Raw genomic sequence first — 23,677 nt, 5'->3', positions numbered from 1 at the left:
TCCACGATTTTCTCAAGCGCAAGCACATCCGAATTCCCGATGACGAGGCTGACGACAGCGATGAAGCCGGTACCAGCACTGAAACCGCCGCCGCAGACAATACATCCAACTGATCCATACTGACATCCGCCAGGAGACCTGACCATGAGCAACTGCTCTACCGATAACAATAAACATGAACGCTGCGCCCAGGGTTGCGGTTGCGCCCCGGCCGGAGGCCTCACCCCGCTGCACGCACATAACCAGACGTGCGCCTGCTCCGAAAGCACTCCCGCTACTGAAGCCCCTGCTGACGGAGACGAATCTGGCTGCGGATGCAGCTCTTGCGGTTGCCACAGCCATGCCCCAGATCACGGATCGGGCGACGACAAACGCGAACTTTTGCTCATGGGCGTTTCTGCCGTGCTTTTCGCCATTGGCATGCTCGCTGATACCCGTATGGCCCAGCATGTCCCCAGTTGGCTGGTCATAGCCATATTTTATGCTCTGCCCTACATCCTTTGTGGCTATGATGTTCTCCGCCTGGGTTTGAAAAGCATCCTCAATAAGGACTTCTTTAATGAATTTACCTTAATGGGAGGTGCGACCATCGCAGCCATTGCTTTGGGCGAGTTGCCCGAGGCCGTGGGAGTCATGCTGTTTTACCGCATCGGAGAATTTGTTCAGGAACGGGCTGCCGGCCATTCCCGCCGCTCCGTCAAGGCGCTTCTGGCTGCGCGCCCGAGCATTGCACACCAAATTCTTGATGATGGCAGCACTCGTGACGTCAAGCCCGAAGACCTGGGCCCTGGCAGCCACATTCTTGTGCGGCCCGGTGAAAAAATTCCTCTGGACGGTACAGTGCTCGAAGGCGATTCACAGGTTGACACCTCCCCTCTCACGGGCGAGTCGGTTCCCTTGAGGCTTTTGCCTGGCGGCCGCGTGCATGCAGGAACCATCAATCTGAACGGTTCATTGCGGATAGAGGTCACAGCCGCCTTTGCCGAATCATCCATTGCGCGCATTCTGGAAATGGTGGAAAACGCCGTGGCCCGCAAAGCCCCCACAGAGCGCTTCATCACCCGTGTGGCACGCTGGTACACTCCTGCCGTCACGGGACTCGCCCTGCTGGTCGCCGTAGTTCCCCCAATTCTGGGCTTTGGCGCCTTTTCTGAATGGTTGTACCGGGCATTGGTTCTTCTGGTAATTTCCTGCCCATGCGCCCTGCTCATTTCCATCCCCCTCGGCTACTTTGGGGGCATAGGCGCGGCCTCGCGCAGGGGCATCCTTATCAAGGGCGGGGCAGTCCTGGACAGCCTGCGCGATATTCGCGTGGCCGCACTGGACAAAACAGGAACCCTTACCGAAGGCGTTTTTGAGGTCAATGCGGTATTGCCCGCTCCGGGTGTGGAGCCAGATGAACTGCTCACAATGGCCGCCTTGGCTGAAAGCCGCTCCAACCACCCTATAGCGCGCTCTGTGATGCGGGCCGCGCTTGAGGCCAAGATTATCACTGACGACGCGGCCATAAACGGCATGCAGGAAATTCCTGGCAAAGGCGTTGAAGTGCACACAGCCGATGCCACCCTGCTCGCGGGCAATGCTGCGCTTATGGAGACCTATGGCATAGTGCCGCAACCAGTAGCCATACCCGGCAGCGTTGTTCAGGTTGCCAGCAATGGCCGCCTGCTTGGAGCCCTTGTGGTTGCGGACCGGCTCAAGCCGCAATCGCCGGAAGCCATTGAAGGACTCCGCCGTATGGGCGTGGGCACCATAGCCATGCTGACAGGAGACCGCGCCGAACAGGCCCTCCCTGTGGCTGAACGCCTGAAGCTGGACATCCTCAAGGCCGATCTCCTGCCAGAAGACAAGGCAGGCGCGCTTGAGGCCATTGGGCCCGTCAAGAACACGCTCTTTGTGGGAGACGGCATCAACGATGCGCCGGTGCTGGCCACAGCTGGCGTAGGCGTGGCCATGGGCGGCCTGGGCGCTGAAGCCGCCATAGAAACCGCCGATGTTGTCATTTTGGACGACAATCCCGCCAGACTGCCGGAACTGCTCCGCATTGCCCGCCGCACCAGAACCATTGTGTGGCAAAATATAGCCATGGCTCTTGGCATCAAAAGCGTCTTCATGGGGCTTGGCATCCTTGGACTTTCGGGCCTGTGGGAGGCTGTATTCGCTGACGTGGGCGTGGCGCTCATGGCAGTGCTGAACGCCGCCCGCGCTGGAAAAATCGACGCCAAATAACGCTGCGCAAGAGTACGGCGAACCGCAACGTGGCGTGAAATCTGCTGAACATCGCAAGTGTCTGCAGAATGACAAAGTAAAATGCGGAACATTTCAAAGGCAATCAGATCGAAAAATATCAAACGCACGAAGGGCACTGCTTGCGCGGCAGTGCCCTTCTTTATTACTACAAATCAGCTTCGAGGATACACATTCCCAAAACATACGACACCCTGTTACTGGGCATTGCGGCGCGGATCAACAGGGCGGCCAAGCCCCCACAGTCAGCCCAACCAGTCCACCTCGTGCCCGGCCAATGCAAGGGCCTCAAGGGCTTTGGACAGATTTTCCTTTTTGACCAGGATATAATCTGTATCAAACGTGGAAAGCGCGAAGATGCTGACGGAGGCCTGAGCCAGCACCGTGGCCAAAGCCGCCAGCACGCCCGTCAGGCCGAAGTCCATCTGTCCCGCCACCCGAAAAGCGCGCCAGCCGTCTTCTCGCGCAAGACAGTGCACCGGGGCATGTGCAGACAGACAAACCACGGAAGTTTCGGCATCGGTTCTGCCAATAAAAAGCCAGGGGACAGCAAGGTTTACCTCATGCATGCCGGACACCTTGCTGACCGAAAACTCCCCTTCAACTACTTCAAGACGCATGATTTTTTTCACCTTACTTGGAGCAGACTGGCAGGCAGATTTTTTGCCCCAAAAAGTCCTGCCGACAAGTCTGCGCGTGGCAGGAAGCAACTCCAACACCGCAGCGAAGGAGTGCCTCAGGAAAGCAGAAGCTTTAAGTGCGTGTAGGCGCGCGCAGTGGCCATACGGCCGCGCGGAGTACGTTTAAGAAACCCGCATTGGATAAGATATGGCTCGTAAATATCTTCAATTGTACGCACTTCTTCCGAGCACGCCACCGCCAGGGTTTTTATGCCCACAGGGCCGCCGTCATAGTGTTTGATAAGCACTTCAAGAAGCTTGCGATCCATCTGGTCCAGGCCATGTTCGTCCACATCCATACGCTTGAGCGCCGCTGAAGCCTCATGCCCCGTTACCTGTCCATTGCCATGCACCAGCGCGAAATCGCGCACCCGGCGCAACAGACGGTTGGCAATACGTGGCGTGCCGCGCGAGCGGCGGCCAATTTCTTCCGCCCCTTCAGGAGTAATGGACACGCCCAGAATACGGGCAGTGCGCTGCACAACACGGGCCAGATCAGCGGGGCTGTAGTATTCAAGCCTGGCCACAATGCCAAAGCGGTCGCGCAGTGGAGAAGAGATCAGCCCCATGCGGGTGGTGGCCCCGGCCAGGGTGAATGGCTCAAGATCGATTTTAACCGTTCGGGCTGCCGGGCCCTGCCCAATGACAAGGTCGAGCTTGAAATCTTCCATGGCAGGGTAAAGAACTTCTTCCACCGCAATGGGCATGCGGTGGATTTCGTCCACAAAAAGTATGTCGTGGCGATTCAGATTGGTAAGAATGGCGGCAAGATCCCCGCTGCGTTCCAGCACCGGGCCAGACGTGCAGACAAGATTGACGCCAAGCTCAGCGGCCATGATCTGGGCCAGTGTCGTCTTGCCGAGGCCAGGGTTGCCATAAAAAAGCGTATGGTCAAGAGCCTTGCCGCGTTCGCGGGCGGCATCAAGAAATACGCGTAGATTGGCCCGCAGATCGTCCTGGCCGATGAAGTCATCCAAACTGTGCGGACGCACGCTTTCATCAATATTGACAGGGCACTCCGGCTCACAAAAATCCGCCATCAGGATCTCCCTCTGGCCAGCGTCTTCAGCGCGGCTCTGAGTGCGCCGGTCACATCCAGATCCGGCTCTTCAAGCAAGAGTTTTTTGACCATGGGGGCGCATTCGTCCTCGGCGTAGCCCAGGTTGGCCAGGCCATCAAGCACATCCCGGAACACCGACCCGGGCCGTTGGCCGGTCGCGGCCAGCACCGCAGTCTGCGGCGCATCATCAACCTTGAGCTTATACTTGAGCTCCAGAAAGACATGCTGCGCGGTTTTTTTGCCTATTCCCGACACGCGGGTGAGCGCCATCACATCTTCTTCAAACACTATGCGACGCAGATCATCGGGCCTGTATATGGAAAGGATGGACAAGGCCGTGCGGGCGCCCACTTTTGAAATGGAAACCAGCACTTCAAATGTCTGGCGTTCTTCAAAGGTGGCAAAGCCAAAGAGTTCCAGCGCGTCTTCACGCACGGCAAGGCTCGTATACAAGGCAAGATGCTCGCCCCTGCCCGGCAAGGCCGACAATGTGTGGGCGGGCAAGGCCACTTCATAGCCCACGCCGCTTTCGGTGACGAGCAGGCAGGCATTGCCCCATATTTCGGCCAGGCGGCCTTCAAGGTAGGCGATCATGAATTCCCTTGCATCTCAGAAAGTGCTGCTGACGACGCGAAGTGCGTACTGCCGCCAGCTTTGGAGCAGATCAACGATGAAAATACCGTTCTCGGCGTTTTCGACACGCCCGCTCCGGCGCGTAACAGCCGGGCACGCCGCGACAGTACAGTCACGGCGAGCACCTGCCGCCCCTGCTGCCAGAGCACTTTCAAGGACAGCTCTGGAGCACTGCCGCAAAAAATCCGTCATGAAAGCCGGGCGGCCTGCCGCGTCCGGCTTGGCCTCATGCATTTGCCGCGCAAAACCTCACGCAAGGCGGCCACGCGGCAAATCGCGCACAAAAACAATCAGCATTGGCAAAGAAAGACTGTCCGGCATTTTTTCTAGACTAAGTATATACGGAACAGCCCGGGTTTTCAAATACGCTGGCATCGTTTTTTTTAGCCGCCTATACCCACCATCTGCTTGTCAGCCACGGCTCCCTTGGTTCTGCTGGCCAGCAAGTCCGCGCCAATGGGTTTTTCCGCGCATGCCTCGCGCACAAATTGCCCGATCTGGGCGTCGGTCACGCTTGCATCGCGCAACATATCGCGCAAGCCGTATTCCCTGTCATCAAAAAGGCATGTGCGCAGGTTGCCGTCGCTGGTCAGCCGCAGGCGGTTACACGAGCCACAGAAATGACAACTCACCGCAGTGATGAAGCCCAGTCGTCCCAGGCCACCCTCAATGGCAAACATGCGAGCTGGCCCGGCCTCGCCCGTATCGTCACGCGAGGGCACGAGCCGGGCGCGGGTTTCAGCTTCTGCACGAATCTGTGAGGCAGGCCAGAAGGTATCTTCATTCCACAAGGTTCCACTGCCCATTGGCATGAATTCTATAAAACGCAGATCAATGGGCATGGTTCTGGCGGCATGAACAAAATCGTCCATTTGCCGATCATTAATGCCACGCATGGCAACAGCGTTGATTTTAACCTTGATTCCCGCCTCCAGCAATTTATCCAGAGAGGCCAGCACCGCAGGCAACATATCGCGCCCGGTGACGTGCGCAAACGTCTGCCTGTCAAAACTGTCCAGCGACATGTTGACGGCTTTTACGCCAATCTGCCGCAACAGGGGAATATGGGGTTCCAGCAAGGTTCCGTTGGTTGTAATCCTCAGATCCATGGCCGGAAAACGCTGGTGCAGCATATGCAAAAATTCATCGCTGCCTTTACGTGCAAAAGGCTCGCCTCCTGTCAGGCGGACCTTGACCACACCCATGGCGGCCATGATGGACACCATACGGGCCATTTCTTCATAACGCAGCACCTGCGGGTGCGGAATATAGGTCTGACGGGCATTGCTGCAGCAGTAAATACAGCGCAGATTGCACCGGTCTGTGATGGAAAGCCGCAGATAGCGCACCGTGCGTCCGTGGTTGTCCACAAGCGGCGAAAGACTGCACCCGTCGTGGCAAAGAGGGCCGCCCTTCTGCCCGCCGTTTGTCACAGTAGCGTCATCCCTGTTGCCAAGAAGCGAAAATGGATTTACATCTGCCTGCATGAAACACCTGCTTATGGGAGCGGCCCTCGCGGGCATCCTGAGTTTAGCCCTGTGCGCCCCCCCGGTTGCCCGGGCTTGGGATGGATTTGACGCGGACTCCGCTGATCTTGTGGAAATAACCCCCGACCGTGTGCCTTTTCAGGGCGACACGGTGGATGTTCGCAACTACGATTCCGATTCGGTTGAAACGTGTCTGGTTGAAAGCGTAACACGCAATGCGCGTACTGTGGAACTGGTAGTGCGCACACCTTCCGGCACCAGGCGCACTCTCGTCATGGAAGGACGCTGAAAAAAACATTGGGCGCGACCTCTCACGGCAGCGCCCAATGAAAGCCTCCTACTGGGGCTTTTCTTCATCCGCACCGCGCTCATGGCCCGGCAAAAGGATGCTGGAACTTTCAGCCTGACCCTGCCCTTTGGGGCATTGGTCCTGAAGATGACAGATTTCACACCCCCCACGGAATGGAAAGTGCGTCACAACCGCATAGCGGCGGGACAGGACAGACGCGCCGGGCCTGTATTCAAGCCCCAACTCGCTTAACACGGCACGCAAGGCCTCAGTCGGCCTGGGTGAGGGCGCACAGCCTGCGTCCTCCACTTGCGGAAGCATCATCTGCACTGCGCTCATGCACATGAACTGAGCAAGATTATTGATCATAAAGCCGTCAGAGGCAGACTTTCCCCATGCCTCATCCACTTCAAGCTCCACTTCTTCCGGCAGCCATACCGCCAGATAGGAAATTTTGCCCGTGGTTATTTCGCGCACTTTGAGTTGCGACAGCCACTTTCCCCACAATTCAACCAGACGCTCAAAAACTGCTCCCCCAAGACGGGTTTCCTGGCTCATGACCAAAAAACCTTCCATGTCAAAATAGGGCTGGATGGCATGTTCCTTTACGCCAGCACTGCTTGCCTCGCTCACATACGCTCCTTCAATGAATAAAAACACGACCACGTGCCGTCGCTTAAACGGGTTTCAGCCCTGCGGCCGGACGCTTGTTCTTGAGAGGATAGTTTAACCAAGGGGCGGGCATCGTCAAGGGCCAGTCGCACAAATCGAGCAGATTACCTTTGAAAATATGCATCGCAAAAGGCACAACTCGTCCACAAGGTAGCGTAATTGCACAACAAATCGCGCAGACACATCGCGCAGACACATCGCGTAGACACATCGCGTAGACAAACCGCTCTTGCGCCGCCACGTCGAGCGCCTGCCCGCACTGTCAGCAGAGCATTTTAGCCTACAAATCGCCTTGCATCCGATCAGCGCCACGCCCGCCGACAATATTTTTTGATCAAATTTTCACGGCGGCCAGCCTGACCGCTGTCTTCGCATCTAAGGCGCACCGAAGGCTACCCCCCGTTGGCCGTGAAGCGGCTTTACTTGGCAGAGCCGCTTTTTTATCATATGCCATTGCACCATACGTACACGAAATGAAAGGAAGGCGCATGAACAAACCCAACGCACATCCGGCTAAAATCCGCTATAAATATACTATGGACAAAGAGGCTCGTCTGCAGACGGGCCATGGCGTATGGGGAGGAATCAACCCCCAGGGTGAGATAGAAATGAATTTCTACCATGAGAGTGATTCACTGCCCGCGTTTTCCGAGCAGCTTGTGGCCCCTGACGGTTCCATCGGGCATGAAATGATTCCTGGTGAAGACGACCTGCGCGAAGTCACCCGCTGCATACACAGCCGCGTGCTGCTCAACTACCATACCGCACGCGCCGTGCTTGACTGGCTTGAAGACCGCGTGGCCGCCCTGGAAGAAGAAGGCACTACCGGCATGTACGAGGCTGATCTGGACATCGAACAATAGCCGCTATGACTGAAAAAACCTATCATATCATGACGTTCGGTTGTCAGATGAACGTGCACGACTCCCAATGGCTGGGCCGTGCCCTTACCGCTCGGGGCTTTATGGAAGCCCCGCTGGAAGAAGCCCAGGTGGTCGTGGTCAACACGTGTTCCGTGCGGGAAAAGCCGGAACAAAAGGTCATGAGCGCTCTTGGGCGCATCCGTCAGGTCACGGCTGGAAACCCGGATGTTCTGGTTGGCGTTGCAGGCTGTGTGGCGCAGCAACTGGGTGAAGCCTTTTTCACAAAAGAAAGCCAGGTGCGCCTCGTGGCTGGCAGCGATGGCATCAGCGGCGCTCCTGCGGCCATCGAACGCCTGCTTGAAGAGCCCGGGCTGAAGCTTTCACTGCTGGACTTCACAAGCCACTACGCGGAACGCGAAGCCGGGCCGGAAACAGCCGAAGGCCCGTCCGACCCTGTGGCCTATATAAATATCATGCAGGGCTGCGACAACTTCTGCGCCTACTGCATCGTGCCCTTTACGCGGGGGCGTCAAAAATCGCGCTCCTCAACGGCCATTCTCGAAGAATGCCGGGCCGTTCTTGACAAGGGAGCACGAGAGATCAGTCTGCTTGGGCAAAACGTCAACGCCTTCGGCCAGGACAAAAGCGGCGACGGCACAAGCTTTGCGCAACTGCTGCGGCAGATTGCCGCCCTTCCTGGGCTTGAGCGCCTGCGCTATGTGACCCCGCATCCCAAAGACATGGGTCCTGAGGACATCGCGGCCTTTGCCGAACTGCCGCAACTGTGCCCACGCCTGCACCTGCCGCTTCAGGCTGGCTCCGACGCGGTACTCAAGAGCATGCGCCGCCGCTATGACAGCACAACCTTTTTGCAGTTGGTGGAGGCCCTGCGCGCCGCACGGCCGGATATCGCGCTGTCCACAGACCTTATTGTGGGCTTTCCGGGTGAAACTGAGGATGATTTTCAGGCAACGCTCGACATGATGCGCGCCTGTGCCTTCATGTCCAGCTTCTCGTTCATTTATTCGGACAGGCCCGGCGCAAGAGCCGCGCTTTTTCCTGACAAAATACCTGCAGAAGTGGCTCAGGACCGTTTGATGCGCCTCCAGGCGCTTCAGGACGAACTGGGGGCCCGCTGGCTCGCCGGCCGTCTGGACGGGCAGGCGCAAAGCACACTGCTGCTCGAAGGGCCAAGCCCCAAGACCAGTGAAGGACAAGAGCCCAGCTGGCAGGGGCGGGACCCCTACGGCGTGCCTGTTCATGTGCCGCTGCCCGCCGGAATCGACCACACTGGCCGCCTTGTGCAGGTAACCGTTACCGAAGCGAAAAAGCACAGCCTGATGGCCGTGCGCGCGGGGGAGCCATGGTAGAGATGAACGTCTTCGGCCTGACCATTGATCCGCAGACCAAGACCCCCATAGTAATGTTGCGGGAAGTGGACGGAGAAACCATCCTGCCCGTCTGGGTCGGCGCCATGGAGGCCATGGCCGTTTCTCTTGTGCTCAACAAGGAAAATCTGCCCCGGCCGCTGACCCATGACCTTTTGCTTATGACGCTCAGGGCGCTCAAGGCTTCTCTGACGCGTGTGGAAATCACCGACCTTAAAGACGGCGTCTTTTTTGCCCTGCTTGTGCTGCAAGGGCCGGACGGGCGCGTGCGTGTGGACTGTCGCCCATCTGACGCCATTGCCCTGGCCATGCGGGCCGAAGCCCCCATCATGGTGAATGAGGATGTTTTGCGCCGGGCTGCCGAAGCTCAGGAAAAAGCGGAACAGCGCCTCAACGAAGAAGTGTTGTCTCCTGTGCCGGACGCGGCTACCGACATGGTGCGCAAAGCTGGCGCCCGCAAGGAGGCCGACATGCTGCACAGCCAGTTGCTGCGTGGCACGGCCCTGCCGGATGGCATCGATCCGGAAGAAGACCGCAGGTTTCGCGAAATGCTGCGCTCGCTTGAGCCTGTATCGCGGCGTAAAATGTGACGGGCACGCCCGTAAACTCCAAAAATTTTCCAGACACCTTGAAAGTGTGTTAACCAGCTGCCAATCCACACATAATCTGGGAAAACCCCTCCCAAGCCCGACCTAAAGCTTTTTTCTCCTGTTCCGAATAGACTCGCATAACAGGGAAAAACCATGCTGGACTATAGCCTTTTCAAAAAAATCAATGACCTTTTTGCTTCAGGTCAGCACGACAAGGCCCGCCACCTGCTCATGGAGGTGCAATCCCGCTGCATAGCCCTTCGTGATGAGTTAAGCATGCTTAAAGTTCGTCTGAAGACGCTGGAAGATATAGCTTTTTTTGCTGAAAACCTGCATGTCCAAGACGGATTCTACTGGCTGACTGCCAATGATGTGCGGCAAGGCCCCTTCTGCCCGCGCTGCTATGAAAGCGAGGGGGGGCTCATCCGGCTTGAGCGCTGGCAAAAGGCCCTGCACTGCCCTTACTGCCATGCCGTCTACCCCGGCGGCAGACAAGAGGCTGAATACCAGGACGGCGCCGCCTTACGCCACGCCAGGATCATTCCCTTTGCCCGCTGATTCGCTTGCCTACATGCCCGCGCCACTATAGAATCATAGCCAACGGCAGCAATGCCCCTCGCAAATTTCCCCGCCCGGGGACAGTTCCCGCCCCCTTGCCCCTTGAGGATGTACATGACCTGGCCAGCCGCTCTGAACATTCTTCTTCTTAGCGAAAGTGATTCGCTGGCCAGTCTTGACCGGCGCGCTCTGCGTGACGCCGGGGCCAACCGTGTGGAAAGCATGACGTCCGGTATAGACGCGGCCCGCATGCTGGCAGCTCTTGATCCTGTTCAGGCAACCTTTATGCCCGACGTCGTCGTCTGCTCGCAAAAACTGGCTGATATGGACGGCGAGCAGTTCTGCGCCATACTGCGCCTGCACCCTCTGCTTCTCGATTTGCCGGTTCTGCTCATCCTGCCCAACGACAGCGAGGTCGAGCAACTCAAAACTCTGGGCTGCGGCGCCAGCGCCTTGCTGGCGCGCCCATACTCCATCAACGTTCTCAAAGCCCATCTGGATTCCCTGACGGCCTCGCGCCCAAGCTTGCAGCAGCTTCAGGACGCCCAGCGCTATACCGACACCAAATCTTTTGACCAGGCGCTTGCCACCTACGGCATCCTGCTCAAGCCCGTGCGTCAGCCCGAGGACTATTTTCGTGTGGGTATGCAATGCTTGCAGCAGCGCCAATGGAATAACGCCATAAATGCCTTTCAGCGCGCCCTGAGGGGGGCGGTCATTCAGGGGCATGCGGAACTTGGTATGGCCGTCGCCTGGAAAGGCAAGGGCGACATGGCGCAGTATCGCCATTATCTCGGGCTGGCAGCCACAACCTTTGTGCGTGCCCGTCACTGGCACCAGGCGCGCACCGTATACGTCGGGCTGCTCCGGGAAGACCCGGACGCCAAAAGTCCTTTTCTGTCCGAAGCGTTTCAGATGATGCGCCAGGGACAGTACGACGAGGCCGCCGAGGTGCTCTCGCAAGGACATGATGTGACCCCACGGCGTCAATTGACCGAGCGCATAGCCCAGACCTGCCTTGGCACCGATGAGCCGCAGCATATGCTGGCCGAGCTCGAAACCAGTCTTGGCCGTACCCTGGGCATGGCGGCCGGGCCGTTGACCGAGGCCATCCGTTCGACGCTGGCCAATCTCACGCGGCAGCAGGAAGAAAGAAAACGTCAGGAAGCGGTTGAAAATCAATGGCTGGCAGCCCGTCAGGCAGCCCGCCAACGTGAAAATGCTGAACAGGCAGAAGAGTCGCCCAATGCCGCCGTTTCACGTCAACCAGCCGCAACGGGCCACAGCGCCAGCCAGGCAGACGGCAAGCCGCCCCGGAGCGCAGACAGCACCGCCGCGTTCAAAAGGCAACCCGGCGATAACGATGCAGAAATCCTGCCTGTCCTTTTATGGGGACAGGACACGACAGACTTTCCGCAAACGGCGTTTGGCCAAGAGCATGCCGCCCCGGAATCTGCCTCCGGCGTTTCACGCGCGGATGGCGATACGCCGCTCCTTGAACCTCTGGTCGCAGCTGACAACGCACACAGGCTTACCGATCTGCTGTCCGTGATGAAGTATACCTGGAAAATGGCCCGACGCCGCAAGGAATAACCGTCAGCGCTACCTGCGCACCCGCAGGAGTATGGCTTCGGGCGCAAGGCCGTGCAGAAACCGTACCCGCAAAAGATAACACAGGGCGCCAAAACCAAGGGCCACAATGTAGGCTATCCAGAAGCCCTGGGCCCCCATAAGCGGCGCCAGCACGTTGGTGCGGGCCAGCACAAAGCCCAATGGCAGCCCAATGACCCAGTATGCGATAAAGCAGATGGCGGAAATGATCCGCGTGTCGTTATAGCCGCGCAAAACGCCTATGCCCGTGACCTGAAGCCCGTCCACCACCTGATAAGCCGCCTGAAAAAGCAGCAGATGTACGGCAAGCGCCGTAACTTCCGGGTTATCTGTATAGATACGCACGATGCCATGGCGGAACAGCACGGTGAAGATAGCGATCGCAAGGGCAAAAACCACACTGAGAATAAGGCCGGTCCGCGCCACCAGTTTGGCCCGCTCGATCTGCTGCGCTCCAAGGCAGCGCCCCACGCGAATGGTGACGGTCATGCAAAGCGACAGGGGCACCATAAAGGCCAGAGAACCAAAATTGAGCGCAATCTGATGCCCGGCCACCATTACCGTGCCCAGCGGGGCCAGCAGTATGGCGCTGAGCGCGAAAAGCGATACCTCAAAAAACAGGGCCAACGCGCCGGGCGTGCCGATGCGCAGAATCCTCCAGACCAGCGGGCCGTCAAAGCGCGGCATGTTGCCCACCCCATCGCTCTCGTCCCCAGCCGGAGCGCTCTTGCGCCAGAGAGGAGAAAAAAGCGGCCGCAAATGGGTATTGCACGAATCCCGCCAGACATAAAATAGCATGCACAAGGCCATGACCCAGAAACTGATGGCCGTGGCAACGCCGCAGCCAACGCCCCCCAGTTCCGGCATGCCGAATTTGCCGTACACAAACATGACGTTGCAGGGCACGTTGATGGCCAGCCCCACGAGCCCAATGATCATGGCAGGCCGTGTACGCGCAAATCCTTCAAGAAAGCTGCGCAGATTTACAAAAAGCATGAAACCGGGCAGTCCCCACATGATGGCGCGCAAAAAACCGCCTGAAATCCGCGCCATTTCCGGGGTCAGCCCGAAAGATTCCATCCTCCACGAAGCCACATAAAAAAAGCTCATGAGCACAACGCTCAGGCCCAAGGTCAGCCACAAGCCCTGACGCAGTAGGTGCACCGCTTTTTCCGGCCTGCCAGAGCCCACCATCTGGGCGCTCAAAGGGGGAAGAGCCAGCAGGCAGCCAATGCCGAGCAGCATGATGGGCACCCATACGCTGCTGCCAACGGCCACCGCCGCCATGTGCTCCGCGCTGTACTGGCCCGCAATGGCGGTATCGGCAAAGGTCATGCCCGTCTGTGAAAGCTGGGCGATAAAAATAGGCAGGCCGATGGAGTAAAAACGCCGGGCTTCGGACAAGGAAAAATATTTATGAAGCATAAGTCTTGGGGGGGGGTTGAAGGTCATCCATGGCGGCGCACAGCAGAAGTGCAAGCAGCATCAGCGCTGTTCAAACCAGTGGCCCAAAAGATCGGCCATCCGGTGTCTGCTGCGACCGCCAGAATATGGGAAACATGTTGCGGCAGCGTTGCGCTTTGGCGCAGTTTATCGCAAAAACAATCCCTCTGCAGGCAGTTTTTTGCCCGCCATGTCCGCAGCGCGACCCACAAGATGCTCAATGGCTGTCCGGCCTGAAGCGCCAAGGTCAAGGCTGAAATCCGTCACAAATGTCTTGATGTGCGCGCGTGTGACGTTTTCGTCCATTTCCTGGGCGTGGGATCTGATGTAGTCGCGCGACGTGTCGGGATGCGCGTTGGCATAGGCCAGGCTGCCCGTAATGGCGCTCTGCACGCGGCGGGCCAGGGGCAAAGGCATATCACGCCGCACGGCAATGGCTCCCAAGGGCAGGGGGAGATGAAACTCGCCTTCCCACCACTGGCCAAGATCAAGCACCTTGGTCAGGCCAAGTTTTTCATACGTGAATCGGCCCTCGTGGATGACAAGCCCCAGATCGGCCTCGCCTCTGGCCACGGCGGGCATGACGTCGCTGAACAGCATTTCCTGTCTGGGCCCCTGAAAACCGCCGTGCAGGGTAAGCAAAAGATTGGCGGTGGTCAGCAATCCGGGCACGGCCACAGTGGCGTTTTTCCAGTCGTCTGGCGTCAGACCTTTGCGGGCAACTACAAGAGGGCCGCACCCCCAGCCCAGGGCCGCCCCTGATGACAAAAGCGCGTACCTGTCCATAACCTCCGCCACAACGCCAAGTGAAAGCTTGGTAACCTCAAGCTGGCCTTTCTGGGCCAGCGTGTTCAGTTCTTCAACGTCCGCCATGTGTGGACGTAGAGCCGCTGGCGCGGGCACGATACCGTGCAGCAGGGCGTGAAAAATATATGTGTCGTTGGGGCAGGGTGAAAGTCCGAACCTCAGGCTCTGGAACGTGTTTTGCGGAAAAACTGAAGACATTGTTTCCTCGGATTGACAGCGTGCTGCGGGCGGCCTACTCTGCTTGCGGCCATTTCGGCCCACTCCACCTACAGGATTTCATCATGTTAGACGCTGCATACTACGCCGCACTGGGCCTTTCGTCCATCCATGAAAAAGTGCTTGCCGGGCAACGGCTGAGCTTTGACGACGGCCTTGCCCTGTTCCGCTGCCCCGACATTACCGCCGTGGGAGCCCTTGCCCTGCACGTGCGCTGCCGGCTGCACGGGCACAAGGCTTTTTATGTGGTAAACAGGCAGATCAACTACACCAATGTTTGCGTCAATGGCTGTACCTTCTGCGCCTTCCGCCGTGATGCCGAAAGCGACCCCGGCGCGTTCGCCATGAGCCTTGACGATGTAATGGCCCGCCTGCGTGCTGCCGACGCCACCCCCCTGCAACTGGATGAGCTCCATATTGTGGGCGGTTGCCATCCCACGCGCCCCTTGTCCTGGTTTGAGGACATGCTGCGCGCTGTGCGGGCCTTTAATCCTGATCTGCCGGTAAAAGCTTTTACCGCCGTGGAAATCGAACATTTCTCGCGCCTTGAGGGCATCAGCTCCCTTGAAGTGCTGCACAGGCTGCAAGCCGCTGGGCTCGTCATGATGCCCGGCGGCGGCGCTGAAATTTTTGATGAAGAACTGCGCCCCAAAATCTGCCCGCACAAGGCGGACGCCGCCGCGTGGTTGCGCATATCTGGTGAAGCGCACAGTCTGGGCATCAAGACCAACTGCACCATGCTTTTTGGACACCTTGAGACCTATGAGCACCGCGTCGACCATCTTTGCCGTCTGCGTGAGCAGCAGGACAAAAGCGGCGGATTCACCTGCTTTATTCCCCTGCCCTTCCTGACGGACAACAGCCTTCTCAAGCTGCCTGAAGACAAGGTCGGGCCGCAGCGCGGCCTTGATCAACTGCGCACCGTGGCTGTTTCGCGCCTTATGCTGGACAATATCCCCCACCTCAAGGCCTATTGGATAATGATGGGTCCCAAGCTGGCCCCTGTGGCCCTTTGGTACGGCGCGGACGATCTGGACGGCACAATCATTGAGGAACGCATAGGCCATATGGCCGGGGCCCAGTCCGCCCAGGGCATGACCATTGACGAACTGGAGCATCTCATACGCTCTTCCGGCTTTACCCCCGTGCGCCGTAACGCCACGTTCAACATCATGAATGACACAGACAGCCCGGAGGCGCGCCAGTGAGCATCTTTACCCCCGCACACAGCCCCTTTGAGGAAGAAAGCCCGGCCTTTGCCGATGTTCGCGAGGCGGCGGCACTGGCGGCCAGCGGCCAGAGGCTTGATCGCTCCGCCGCTGAAGCCCTGTACTACAAGGCCAGCCTCCATACGCTGGCGCAACTGGCGCATGGCATGCGCATGCGCATGCATCCCGAACCCGTTGTCACCTACGTGGGCGACCGCAATATCAACTATTCCAACGTGTGCGTCTGCGCCTGCCGGTTCTGCGCCTTTTTTCGCGCGCCGGATCATGAAGACGGCTACGTCATCAGCCGGGAAGAAATGGCCCAAAAGGTGGAAGAAACCCTGGCCCTTGGCGGAACACAGATTCTCCTTCAGGGCGGACACCATCCGGACCTTCCCCTTGAGTGGTATGAAGACCTTTTGCGCTGGTTGCGGCAAACATGGCCGCAACTGCACATTCACGCCTTTTCACCGCCGGAAATCTTCTTTTGGGCAGAAAAATTCAATCTTTCCGTGACGGAAGTGCTGCGCCGCCTGAAAGACGCCGGACTGCACTCCCTGCCCGGCGGCGGGGCGGAAATCCTGCATACCGGCGTCAGGGCCCAGGTTTCGCCCAATAAATGCACGGCCGAACAGTGGCTCGACGTTATGGAACAAGCCCACAAGCTGGGCTTGCGCACCACGGCCACCATGATGTTCGGACACGAAGAATCCCCGGCCCACCGGCTTGACCACCTTTTTGCCGTGCGTGAAGTACAGGACAGGACACAGGGGTTCACGGCCTTCATCCCCTGGACTTTCCAGCCTGCGCATACGCGCATTCAGGTTGATCCCCTGCCCGCGCCCGCCTATTTGCGTCTGCTGGCCGTCTCGCGCCTGGTGCTCGACAACATCGTCAACATCCAGGCATCGTGGGTGACCATGGGGCCGCACGTTGCCCAACTGGCCCTTTTTTATGGCGCCAACGATTTCGGCTCGCTGATGATCGAAGAAAACGTCGTGGCTGCGGCCGGAGTGTCTTTTCAGATGAGCCGGGCCGACATCCACAAGGTCATCCGCGCCGCCGGGTTTACGCCGGTACAACGCACCATGGACTACAGGCCCGTAGAGCCCCAGCCTTCGGTATAAGAGTTCATAAAGGCGCGCCCGGACGAAGTGCCAGACAGGCCTTTCATCCGGGCGCGTTCTTTACAACTGCGCGTTTCCAGGAGGTTCTTTAATCAATGCTTCCTTAGCAGCGCATTTTATCAAACAGGCTTCCTTTTTTTGCTCTGGCAAGCAATGCCCACCCTGCAACAAGGTTGTCGTCATGAACAGTCCCCAACAGCGGCCTCCGCTGCGCATGGGCCGTATCGGCTATCTGAACGTTCTTCCAGTCTATCATCCGCTTGAAGCGGGCATCCTGCCCCACGACTTTGAGCTGGTATCCGGCCCGCCCGCCCTGCTCAACAACATGATGGCCCGTGGCGAGCTGCACGTGTCGTCCACATCCTGCTTTGAATATGCCTGCCGACCGGAACGCTATTACCTTGTGGAGGACCTTTCCATAGGTTCACGCGGCCCGGTCATGAGCGTTCTTCTGCTTTCGCGCGTCCCCCTGGACCAACTGGACGGGCAGGAAATTCTGATCAGCGGCGAAACGCATACCTCTGTGGCCTTGCTGCGCCTGCTCATGCAAGACCGCTACAAACTCAACGTCACCTACAGTACCGGGCAGGTCACGCCCGCCCTGCGTGGCGACAATCCGCCAACAGCCTTTTTGGCCATAGGCGACGAAGCCCTGCGCCTGCGCAACCATGCCGACTACCCCTACCGCCTTGATATGGCTGAAGCGTGGCGTGACTGGACAGGACTGCCCTTTATTTTCGGCCTCTGGGTGGTAAGCAGGGCTGCCGCCGACGCAGGCCTTTTCGCCACTGATCCGGGAGAACTCCTGCGCCAGGGACGGGATTGGGGCCTGACCCATATGGACGTGATACTTGATCTTACAGGACACGGCTGCCCGCTGAGCAGGGACGAACTGGCCTTCTACTACAGCAACGGGCTTGTCTACAGCCTCGGTGAAGAAGAGCAGCGCGGCCTGAAACTTTTTTACGACAAGCTTGCGGCTGCCCGTATGATTCCCGCGGCACCGCCATTGGAATTTTTCAGGCTGTGAACTGCCCCCCAGCATCACAAAAAGCCCGCTCGTAAGAGCGGGCTTTTTATACATGAGGTCTTGCCTGACGACCTGCCGCAAAACCGGTGAAGGCGCGGCGGTGTTCCTTTTACGTTCTTACTGCAAAGCTTTAAGAATGCTACCCGCAGAGACGGAAGAAAGGTGCTGCCCGTCCACAACAACGGCAGGCAGGCTCTTGATTCCGTAGTATTTGCTGATCTGCTCGGCCTGATACAAATTTACGTTGCCGGCGTCATAGCAGTACTTGGCCACGCTCAGCTCCTGACTGGCAGGCACAGGCGGGCGCAAATGTGAAAAATAGGAATAATGGATGGGGTAGTCCGTGTTTTTGACTGTGGCGTCATATTCGTTCTGGAAAGGCACAGCCTTGCCACGGGTACTTTTCTGCTCGGCCTTGACCTTGTTCCACTGACCGAGGGCGTACGACAGATACGGCATTGCCTGACCTGGGCGGGAATGGCTGATCCAGATGCCAAGCCCCATAAGGTCAGTGCCATAGTATTCCTTACTGTTGGCGAAAACGACAATCTTGCACTGCTGGGGTGAAAGCGAGCGGCTGGCCTCCACCACGGCCTGCCAGACCTTTTCGCTCTGGGGCGCGGCAAAATCGAGCAGCACGAGAATTTCATGCGGCGCAGTGGCCGTGCCAAAAACCACAGGATATATTTCGCATTTCCATTGGGGACGATGGCCCGCCTCGCCCTCAATGGTCGGCACACCGCCACCCAGTTTTTTGAGCATGTCCGCACTGTCGGACGAGGCCGCGCGAAGATTGGGCGTACTCTGGTGCATATAGGGATTATACTGGTTGGCATTGCCGTTCTGCACCGAGGACGACAGGTTCACGGCGGCTTTGGAGCCGCCGTTGCTGCTGGCGGTCCCGCAACCGGAAAGCATCAGGCCCAAAAGCAACACAGTCATCAAAATTCCACGCATACATCACCTCATGCAAATTCGAAACAGGTTTGGGCGGCATAATCCAGATGCCGCAACCATATTTCAGCAAAACCGGCGTATTCCGCCGTACCTTTCAACACGGGAACACACTGGTGCCCCAATGCCTCAACCCTGCCGCGCCAGGACGTACCGCCCTGGCCTGCCATATCCTTGAGGGCATGATTGCCCACAACGGAGAGCAAAGGCATGAGCCACACGCGCTCAGACGTCAGACGGGGTAAAATATCTTCAAGCAGCACAGCGCCGTTCATGGCCCCCACATGCACGTGCGGGTCAAGCGCATACACGGCCTGCGCCAAATCGGCATACCGGGCCACAGCCTGATGTTCTGCTCCGTGGCCCATAAAGACCACGTCTTCTCCCGCTATCCGCTCAGGGGGCAAATGGCGCAAAATGGCCTGTGTCGTCGCATGCAGGTCTTCTTCCGTGGACAGCAGGGGCACCCCTACGCGGCAGCAGAGGTTGTCATTGGACATGGCCTCATCCACCGCCGCGCACACTTCGCCATGCTCGCGCCCCGGAATGGTCTGCAGGGGCTGCACCGCCACGTGCGTAAAACGCTCGAAAGAAAGACGCTGCAAAGCTTTACGGACGGAATCGCTCTTCTGCCTGGCCTGGGCCAGGCGTTCGCGCAACAAAAGAGAAGTGTAGGCCCAACGCACGGGAATTCCAGGGTAATGCTGGCGCACCAGAGCGTCAAATCCCTTGAGGGCATTTTGTCCCTGAGCGCTGCTTGCGCCAAAAGCTACCAATAAAATCGCACGTCTCATGGGTCACATTTGTACGTTACTTGCAGCATGGTGGCAAGAAGGCGTGACGCCGAATCATCTTATGCGCGTCCCATATTGACCCATACGGTTCTCATAGATACAGTGGCCGCACATGAGATCGCATATCCACGCACATAGCGGGGCATGCCGCATGGGGGGGTCAGAATGGCAAAGGCGCTGATTTTGGGAGGCGCAACCGGTCTGCTGGGGCAGGCTCTTGTGCATGTACTTACGGCACGGGGCTGGCAGGTTGAGACATTGGGGCGGCAAGACGGCGACATGCTGAATTTTGATTTTCTGCAATCCCGCCTGAATGCGGTTCACGCCGATGTGGTTTTTAATGCCGTGGGCTATACCGCTGTGGACGCCGCCGAAGATGACGCTGAAGCTGCCGGTGAGCTTAACCGGGCCTTGCCGGACGCGCTGGCCCACATTCTACGCTCGCTCGGGCACGGGCATCTGATCCATTACAGCACAGACTTTGTCTTTTCCGGTCATGGCGAAACGCCCCTGACCGAAAGTGATGAAGTGCACCCGCAGTCCGTATATGGCCGCACCAAGCTGGAAGGCGAACAGGCCGTGCTGCGCAGCCTGCCTGAACGCTCCTGCGTACTGCGCACGGCCTGGCTTTTCGGCCCGGGGCGAAAAAATTTTGTGGACACCATTGTGGCAGCTTGTGTGAAACGTGACGCCATCAATGTTGTGTACGATCAGGTAGGCTCACCAACCTACAGCATGGATCTGGCCCAATGGAGCGCCGCGCTGGCCGAAAAGCAGGCCACGGGCCTTTGGCACGCCGTCAACAGCGGCCAAGCCAGTTGGTGTGAGCTGGCGTGTGAATCCATTGCGCTGGCTGCGGCATCCTGCCGGGTTGTGCCCATTGATTCGAGCCAGTGGCCGCAAAAAGCGCGACGCCCGGCATTTTCCGTACTGAATAACAGCAAACTGAGCGCATTTCTTGGCAAAAAACCCCGCCCCTGGCCTCAGGCATTGCGCGACTATATCTACAGCGATTACCTGCCCACGCACCGCAAGGAAAAGGATCTGCGTTGACAGCAGGCCGGAGCATACGCCCCCTGGCCTTGCGCAAGCCCTCGCATCCTTCGCCGAACAGGCCAGGGCGGCAATGCACGCTGCGTCAGGAAAACGTATGCTTATGGCAAAAAAATCCCCTGTCCGCTTGAAGCGTCCCGCGCTTTCCCGCATTTTTCTCGGGCTCTTTCTGCCGCTGCTGATGCTGCTCGTCTGCCTGCCCGAAGCCCAGGCCCGCCCAAAAAGTATGGAGGAACTGGCGGCCATTATGGGCAAGCTGGTGGAAACCGGCGTCTCATACGGGGCCATTCCCTCGCTGTACAGACCCCGCTATGACCGCGTTATCGATGCCGACCTCAACACCAGCGCCGAAGAAGTCGTTTTTGTGGTCATGCTGCCCAATGGGCCGCACATCTACCCGCAACGATTCATGGTCTGGCATCAGGTGGTCAACGAGGTGGTTGATGATGTGGCCTACGCCATTACCTACTGTCCCACCACAGGCACGCTGATGGCCTACAACGCCTCCATGGGCGGTCTTAATCTTATTTTTGACGTTGAAGGCCGCCTTTACGACGGCAACAGCGTTCTCATTGACCGAAATTCGGGCAGCCTGTGGCTGCAGGAAACAGGCATGGCCTTTGACGGCCCCCTTATGGGCAGAGGTCTGCCTACCGTTCCCGTATTCTGGACCAACTGGGGTGCGGCCCGCAGCGTGTATCCCAATGCGCCGGTTATGGGCAAGCCTGCCGGAACCCGCCCTTACGGCCGTGATCCTTACGGCAATTATCTGCGCAAGGGGAACTATTACGACAACGACAGGCTCATCTACCCTGTTCAGCGGATGGACAAGCGCTTTCCACGCAAGGCCCATATGCTTTGCCTGGAATATGAAGGCTATTTGCTGGCCATTGATGTGGCCTATGTGAAGAAAAAGGGCGCGGTGAATTTTTTTGCAGGGCCGCACGCTCTACTGGCCACGCACGATGCCAAGCTCAACGTGGTGCGCGTGTTCAACCGCCAGATATGGGCCGAACCCTTCCTGTTCATCAGCCGTTACGGCAAACTTATGGATCTGAAGACCCGCAGCATATGGGATCCCTCAACAGGCGCGGCCGTTGAGGGCAACATGAAGGGTGCGTCAATGCCGGAATACTTCGGTGGCTATTCCATGTGGTTTGCATGGTACAGCATCAACCCCGAAACGCTTACCGTGCCGGGGCCCGGCGTTGTGCCCGAAAACCTGCTTTCGCCCGATGCACCCGGTAGTGACGGCCGTACCGCGCCTGCTCCTGCGGCTTCGCCCATCTCCACGACGCCTGCGGGTCAGTGAGCCAGGGACGGCGCGCTCACGCGCTAGCCGCCAGCCCGCAAATTTTTCCAACAGAGCGCTTCGGGCGCTCTGTGCCGCGTTTAGGTTTTCCAGATGCAGGAGTTCCCGTGTGCAGTTATTCCGCACGCTCTGCTCCGCATGCGGTTGCAGTCTGATCAGCGTGCAGCGTGCAACCGCAGCAAAACCGCCGCTCCGCCAAGAAGGGTACGACGCTCTGAAACCGTCAACTCCAGACGGTGAACCATGCCCTCAAGTCCGCCAGCGCGCATAAATGACGTGCCCCGGACCCCGCACAGTCCCCGCAGACATGCCGCAGCGGCGGCGCAAGGCAACTCCAGGTTACGTTCGGCGCATTTGAAATCCGCCACCAGCACCTCGCTTGCGGCGGCCAGGGCAAGACTCAGAAAAGCCTCGCCTTGTGGTAGTGAAAGATAAAAAAGCCTGTACGCCATGCACAAAAGCGGCCGAGGTGCGCCAAGCATGCTGTACAGGGATTCGGGAGCAGGATTGAGCGGCGTGGCCAGGGCTTCAACAGGCCAGGGAATTCTGGCCGCAAGCGCGGCTGACGGAAAAAAACGTGGGGGTTCGGGAAGATCCGTCAAGCCCCTCCATGCTGGCTGGTCACTGTGCAATACGCTCATTTCTTGGTCGGCCTTATGCATGCGTGGGCGTAAAGTCCGGATTCTGGCCGGGGGTTGTCGCGGGCACAGTTTCAGGATGATGCCGCTTCACGCAGCGCTTCAAGTTTTTCAAGCATCACCTGCCTGACCTGTCCGTAGGGAGCGTGTTCGGGCAGACCTCGCAAAAGGTTCAGGGCATGGCCGTCCTCCACAAACTGACGGCGGCTTGAGGCGAAATGCATGTCGAAAAACCAGGTCCCCAGCAGCAGGCGAAAATCATTGACGCTGCGCAGGTCGGCATAGGCCGCCACACGTCCCTCACGCGCCGCCCGCAGCACTGCCTCGCTGTAAACGCCGGGCGTATCGGGCAGGCTCAGCACAACTGTGGGATTGTACGGGCCTGGCCCGCTCAGGTGTTCGTCCATGACGCGCAGAATATCCAGTTTGTCGGCGTCGCGCACAACATGGGCGGCTGTGGCCGTAAGTTCCGGCAAGCCCCTGGGCAAGGCGAAACGGTTGTGCAGCGCCACCGCAGCCAACACTGCTTTGCGCACAAGAGGGGTTTCATCATTGAGGCGCTTTTGCTGCTTGAGGATGCGCACCCCCATCTGGCCGTGATCGCACGACTCTTTGTCCTTGAAGGTATGAAACCGCAAATACTGCTCGAACCGTCCCAGATCATGATACAGCGCAGCAAGCAGGCAGACGCGCCGCTGCACGGAAGAAAAATTCTCGCAGGCAGCCATGCGCCTGGCATTCTCCAATACAGCCATGCTGTGCCGTATTTTCAGGTGCATGGGCCCCACATCGCCACGGGGATTGGCTGACTCCTCCGCACACTTGCCGGCAGCATATGCCGCAAACCATTTTTCATGCGCGCTGATATCGCACGCGGTTACCGTACTTGTTTCCATGACTTTTTTATACGCCCTGCCCGAACGCAAGGCAATGCGCCGGGTCCGCATGCCTATCAACCGCTTGAGGCATGGTGACTCATTTGCTATAAAGACCATTCACACTCGCTGCGCGCTTGCG

Annotated in this window: 24 protein-coding genes (1 of these 24 only partly in view); 13 read left to right on the top strand and 11 right to left on the bottom strand. The window is 58.4% G+C overall.

The window, feature by feature from the left end:
- Both DESU86_RS13965 and DESU86_RS13960 read left to right on the top strand, forming a co-directional pair.
- A protein-coding gene (locus DESU86_RS13965; RefSeq protein WP_179981580.1) for an ArsR/SmtB family transcription factor crosses the window boundary here: on the top strand, positions 1-113 show its end. 331 nt of this gene lie to the left of the window's left edge; 113 of the gene's 444 nt are visible here — the last part of the coding sequence; its start codon lies off the left edge, out of view; its stop codon occupies positions 111-113.
- A gap of 31 nt (positions 114-144) precedes the next feature.
- Complete coding sequence (locus DESU86_RS13960; protein ID WP_179981579.1) at positions 145-2,229, top strand: heavy metal translocating P-type ATPase; 2,085 nt, start codon at positions 145-147, stop codon at positions 2,227-2,229.
- 263 nt (positions 2,230-2,492) lie between these two features.
- Here DESU86_RS13960 and DESU86_RS13955 read toward each other — a convergent pair whose 3' ends face one another.
- From DESU86_RS13955 to moaA, 4 genes are all read right to left on the bottom strand, one after another.
- On the bottom strand, positions 2,493-2,867 hold the full coding sequence (locus tag DESU86_RS13955; RefSeq protein WP_179981578.1) for an ACT domain-containing protein: 375 nt from the start codon (positions 2,865-2,867) through the stop codon (positions 2,493-2,495).
- A 116-nt stretch (positions 2,868-2,983) separates the two neighbouring features.
- Positions 2,984-3,967, bottom strand: coding sequence for a Holliday junction branch migration DNA helicase RuvB (gene ruvB, locus DESU86_RS13950; protein ID WP_179981577.1), 984 nt, complete (start codon positions 3,965-3,967; stop codon positions 2,984-2,986).
- The gene (ruvA, locus tag DESU86_RS13945) at positions 3,967-4,581 is read right to left on the bottom strand and encodes a Holliday junction branch migration protein RuvA (protein ID WP_179981576.1); all 615 of its coding nucleotides are present in this window, start codon (positions 4,579-4,581) and stop codon (positions 3,967-3,969) included. Before ruvA ends, ruvB begins: the two co-directional genes overlap by 1 nt.
- Positions 4,582-5,003: 422 nt before the next feature.
- A complete protein-coding gene (gene moaA / locus DESU86_RS13940) occupies positions 5,004-6,107 on the bottom strand; it encodes a GTP 3',8-cyclase MoaA (RefSeq protein WP_179981575.1) in 1,104 nt (367 codons plus the stop codon).
- Here moaA and DESU86_RS13935 point away from each other — a divergent pair.
- Positions 6,106-6,396, top strand: a complete 291-nt coding sequence (locus DESU86_RS13935) for a DUF5334 family protein (protein WP_179981574.1) — start codon at positions 6,106-6,108, stop codon at positions 6,394-6,396. The genes moaA and DESU86_RS13935 overlap by 2 nt on opposite strands.
- Positions 6,397-6,444: 48 nt before the next feature.
- Here DESU86_RS13935 and DESU86_RS13930 read toward each other — a convergent pair whose 3' ends face one another.
- Positions 6,445-7,029, bottom strand: a complete 585-nt coding sequence (locus DESU86_RS13930) for a hypothetical protein (protein ID WP_232088382.1) — start codon at positions 7,027-7,029, stop codon at positions 6,445-6,447.
- A 527-nt stretch (positions 7,030-7,556) separates the two neighbouring features.
- Between DESU86_RS13930 and DESU86_RS13925 the strand changes: the two genes are divergently transcribed.
- From DESU86_RS13925 to DESU86_RS13905, 5 genes are all read left to right on the top strand, one after another.
- Entirely contained in the window at positions 7,557-7,931 is a 375-nt protein-coding gene (locus DESU86_RS13925) for a hypothetical protein (RefSeq protein ID WP_179981573.1), read from the top strand.
- 5 nt (positions 7,932-7,936) lie between these two features.
- On the top strand, positions 7,937-9,301 hold the full coding sequence (gene miaB, locus DESU86_RS13920) for a tRNA (N6-isopentenyl adenosine(37)-C2)-methylthiotransferase MiaB (protein ID WP_179981572.1): 1,365 nt from the start codon (positions 7,937-7,939) through the stop codon (positions 9,299-9,301).
- Complete coding sequence (locus tag DESU86_RS13915) at positions 9,295-9,909, top strand: bifunctional nuclease family protein (protein ID WP_179981571.1); 615 nt, start codon at positions 9,295-9,297, stop codon at positions 9,907-9,909. Before miaB ends, DESU86_RS13915 begins: the two co-directional genes overlap by 7 nt.
- 153 nt (positions 9,910-10,062) lie before the next feature.
- Complete coding sequence (locus DESU86_RS13910; RefSeq protein ID WP_179981570.1) at positions 10,063-10,467, top strand: hypothetical protein; 405 nt, start codon at positions 10,063-10,065, stop codon at positions 10,465-10,467.
- Between the two features lie 114 nt (positions 10,468-10,581).
- A complete protein-coding gene (locus DESU86_RS13905; RefSeq protein WP_179981569.1) occupies positions 10,582-12,060 on the top strand; it encodes a histidine kinase in 1,479 nt (492 codons plus the stop codon).
- A gap of 9 nt (positions 12,061-12,069) precedes the next feature.
- On the opposite strand, the gene DESU86_RS13900 is transcribed toward DESU86_RS13905, so the two are convergent.
- Both DESU86_RS13900 and DESU86_RS13895 read right to left on the bottom strand, forming a co-directional pair.
- Positions 12,070-13,503 (bottom strand): MATE family efflux transporter, encoded by a 1,434-nt coding sequence (locus DESU86_RS13900; RefSeq protein ID WP_179981568.1) that lies wholly within the window; start codon positions 13,501-13,503, stop codon positions 12,070-12,072.
- A gap of 165 nt (positions 13,504-13,668) precedes the next feature.
- Positions 13,669-14,526: a 1,4-dihydroxy-6-naphthoate synthase gene (locus DESU86_RS13895; protein WP_179981567.1), complete on the bottom strand. Its 858-nt coding sequence runs from the start codon at positions 14,524-14,526 to the stop codon at positions 13,669-13,671.
- An 83-nt stretch (positions 14,527-14,609) separates the two neighbouring features.
- On the opposite strand from DESU86_RS13895, the gene mqnE reads away from it, so the two are divergent.
- The 3 genes from mqnE to DESU86_RS13880 all read left to right on the top strand — a co-directional run bounded on the left by mqnE (position 14,610) and on the right by DESU86_RS13880 (position 17,909).
- Positions 14,610-15,752 (top strand): aminofutalosine synthase MqnE, encoded by a 1,143-nt coding sequence (mqnE, locus tag DESU86_RS13890; RefSeq protein ID WP_179981566.1) that lies wholly within the window; start codon positions 14,610-14,612, stop codon positions 15,750-15,752.
- Positions 15,749-16,879, top strand: a complete 1,131-nt coding sequence (gene mqnC, locus DESU86_RS13885; protein ID WP_179981565.1) for a cyclic dehypoxanthinyl futalosine synthase — start codon at positions 15,749-15,751, stop codon at positions 16,877-16,879. Before mqnE ends, mqnC begins: the two co-directional genes overlap by 4 nt.
- 181 nt (positions 16,880-17,060) lie before the next feature.
- Positions 17,061-17,909: a menaquinone biosynthetic enzyme MqnA/MqnD family protein gene (locus DESU86_RS13880; protein ID WP_179981564.1), complete on the top strand. Its 849-nt coding sequence runs from the start codon at positions 17,061-17,063 to the stop codon at positions 17,907-17,909.
- 117 nt (positions 17,910-18,026) lie between these two features.
- On the opposite strand, the gene DESU86_RS13875 is transcribed toward DESU86_RS13880, so the two are convergent.
- On the bottom strand, positions 18,027-18,866 hold the full coding sequence (locus tag DESU86_RS13875) for a hypothetical protein (protein ID WP_179981563.1): 840 nt from the start codon (positions 18,864-18,866) through the stop codon (positions 18,027-18,029).
- A gap of 8 nt (positions 18,867-18,874) precedes the next feature.
- On the bottom strand, positions 18,875-19,657 hold the full coding sequence (locus DESU86_RS13870) for a sirohydrochlorin cobaltochelatase (protein ID WP_179981562.1): 783 nt from the start codon (positions 19,655-19,657) through the stop codon (positions 18,875-18,877).
- 165 nt (positions 19,658-19,822) lie between these two features.
- On the opposite strand from DESU86_RS13870, the gene rfbD reads away from it, so the two are divergent.
- Both rfbD and DESU86_RS13860 read left to right on the top strand, forming a co-directional pair.
- On the top strand, positions 19,823-20,710 hold the full coding sequence (rfbD, locus tag DESU86_RS13865) for a dTDP-4-dehydrorhamnose reductase (RefSeq protein ID WP_179981561.1): 888 nt from the start codon (positions 19,823-19,825) through the stop codon (positions 20,708-20,710).
- A 97-nt stretch (positions 20,711-20,807) separates the two neighbouring features.
- Positions 20,808-22,022: a DUF3179 domain-containing protein gene (locus DESU86_RS13860; protein ID WP_232088381.1), complete on the top strand. Its 1,215-nt coding sequence runs from the start codon at positions 20,808-20,810 to the stop codon at positions 22,020-22,022.
- 155 nt (positions 22,023-22,177) lie between these two features.
- On the opposite strand, the gene DESU86_RS13855 is transcribed toward DESU86_RS13860, so the two are convergent.
- Together DESU86_RS13855 and DESU86_RS13850 are read right to left on the bottom strand one after the other, a co-directional pair.
- Positions 22,178-22,624: a hypothetical protein gene (locus tag DESU86_RS13855; RefSeq protein ID WP_179981560.1), complete on the bottom strand. Its 447-nt coding sequence runs from the start codon at positions 22,622-22,624 to the stop codon at positions 22,178-22,180.
- A 110-nt stretch (positions 22,625-22,734) separates the two neighbouring features.
- The gene (locus DESU86_RS13850) at positions 22,735-23,439 is read right to left on the bottom strand and encodes an HD domain-containing protein (RefSeq protein ID WP_232088380.1); all 705 of its coding nucleotides are present in this window, start codon (positions 23,437-23,439) and stop codon (positions 22,735-22,737) included.
- Positions 23,440-23,677: the final 238 nt, after the last annotated feature.

This window comes from Desulfovibrio sp. 86, from assembly GCF_902702915.1.
Lineage (GTDB): Bacteria > Desulfobacterota > Desulfovibrionia > Desulfovibrionales > Desulfovibrionaceae > Desulfovibrio.
This window is presented reverse-complemented; position numbering and strand designations above follow the sequence as displayed.

What these genes read in the sequence shown, in the direction of transcription:
- DESU86_RS13960 (WP_179981579.1), top strand. Translation starts at nt 145, where the DNA reads ATGAGCAACTGCTCTACCGATAACAATAAACATGAACGCTGCGCCCAG.
- DESU86_RS13955 (WP_179981578.1), bottom strand. Translation starts at nt 2,867, where the DNA reads ATGCGTCTTGAAGTAGTTGAAGGGGAGTTTTCGGTCAGCAAGGTGTCC.
- ruvB (WP_179981577.1), bottom strand. Translation starts at nt 3,967, where the DNA reads ATGGCGGATTTTTGTGAGCCGGAGTGCCCTGTCAATATTGATGAAAGC.
- ruvA (WP_179981576.1), bottom strand. Translation starts at nt 4,581, where the DNA reads ATGATCGCCTACCTTGAAGGCCGCCTGGCCGAAATATGGGGCAATGCC.
- DESU86_RS13935 (WP_179981574.1), top strand. Translation starts at nt 6,106, where the DNA reads ATGAAACACCTGCTTATGGGAGCGGCCCTCGCGGGCATCCTGAGTTTA.
- moaA (WP_179981575.1), bottom strand. Translation starts at nt 6,107, where the DNA reads ATGCAGGCAGATGTAAATCCATTTTCGCTTCTTGGCAACAGGGATGAC.
- DESU86_RS13925 (WP_179981573.1), top strand. Translation starts at nt 7,557, where the DNA reads ATGAACAAACCCAACGCACATCCGGCTAAAATCCGCTATAAATATACT.
- miaB (WP_179981572.1), top strand. Translation starts at nt 7,937, where the DNA reads ATGACTGAAAAAACCTATCATATCATGACGTTCGGTTGTCAGATGAAC.
- DESU86_RS13915 (WP_179981571.1), top strand. Translation starts at nt 9,295, where the DNA reads ATGGTAGAGATGAACGTCTTCGGCCTGACCATTGATCCGCAGACCAAG.
- DESU86_RS13910 (WP_179981570.1), top strand. Translation starts at nt 10,063, where the DNA reads ATGCTGGACTATAGCCTTTTCAAAAAAATCAATGACCTTTTTGCTTCA.
- DESU86_RS13905 (WP_179981569.1), top strand. Translation starts at nt 10,582, where the DNA reads ATGACCTGGCCAGCCGCTCTGAACATTCTTCTTCTTAGCGAAAGTGAT.
- DESU86_RS13900 (WP_179981568.1), bottom strand. Translation starts at nt 13,503, where the DNA reads ATGCTTCATAAATATTTTTCCTTGTCCGAAGCCCGGCGTTTTTACTCC.
- DESU86_RS13895 (WP_179981567.1), bottom strand. Translation starts at nt 14,526, where the DNA reads ATGTCTTCAGTTTTTCCGCAAAACACGTTCCAGAGCCTGAGGTTCGGA.
- mqnE (WP_179981566.1), top strand. Translation starts at nt 14,610, where the DNA reads ATGTTAGACGCTGCATACTACGCCGCACTGGGCCTTTCGTCCATCCAT.
- DESU86_RS13880 (WP_179981564.1), top strand. Translation starts at nt 17,061, where the DNA reads ATGAACAGTCCCCAACAGCGGCCTCCGCTGCGCATGGGCCGTATCGGC.
- DESU86_RS13875 (WP_179981563.1), bottom strand. Translation starts at nt 18,866, where the DNA reads ATGCGTGGAATTTTGATGACTGTGTTGCTTTTGGGCCTGATGCTTTCC.
- DESU86_RS13870 (WP_179981562.1), bottom strand. Translation starts at nt 19,657, where the DNA reads ATGAGACGTGCGATTTTATTGGTAGCTTTTGGCGCAAGCAGCGCTCAG.
- rfbD (WP_179981561.1), top strand. Translation starts at nt 19,823, where the DNA reads ATGGCAAAGGCGCTGATTTTGGGAGGCGCAACCGGTCTGCTGGGGCAG.
- DESU86_RS13860 (WP_232088381.1), top strand. Translation starts at nt 20,808, where the DNA reads ATGCTTATGGCAAAAAAATCCCCTGTCCGCTTGAAGCGTCCCGCGCTT.
- DESU86_RS13850 (WP_232088380.1), bottom strand. Translation starts at nt 23,439, where the DNA reads ATGCACCTGAAAATACGGCACAGCATGGCTGTATTGGAGAATGCCAGG.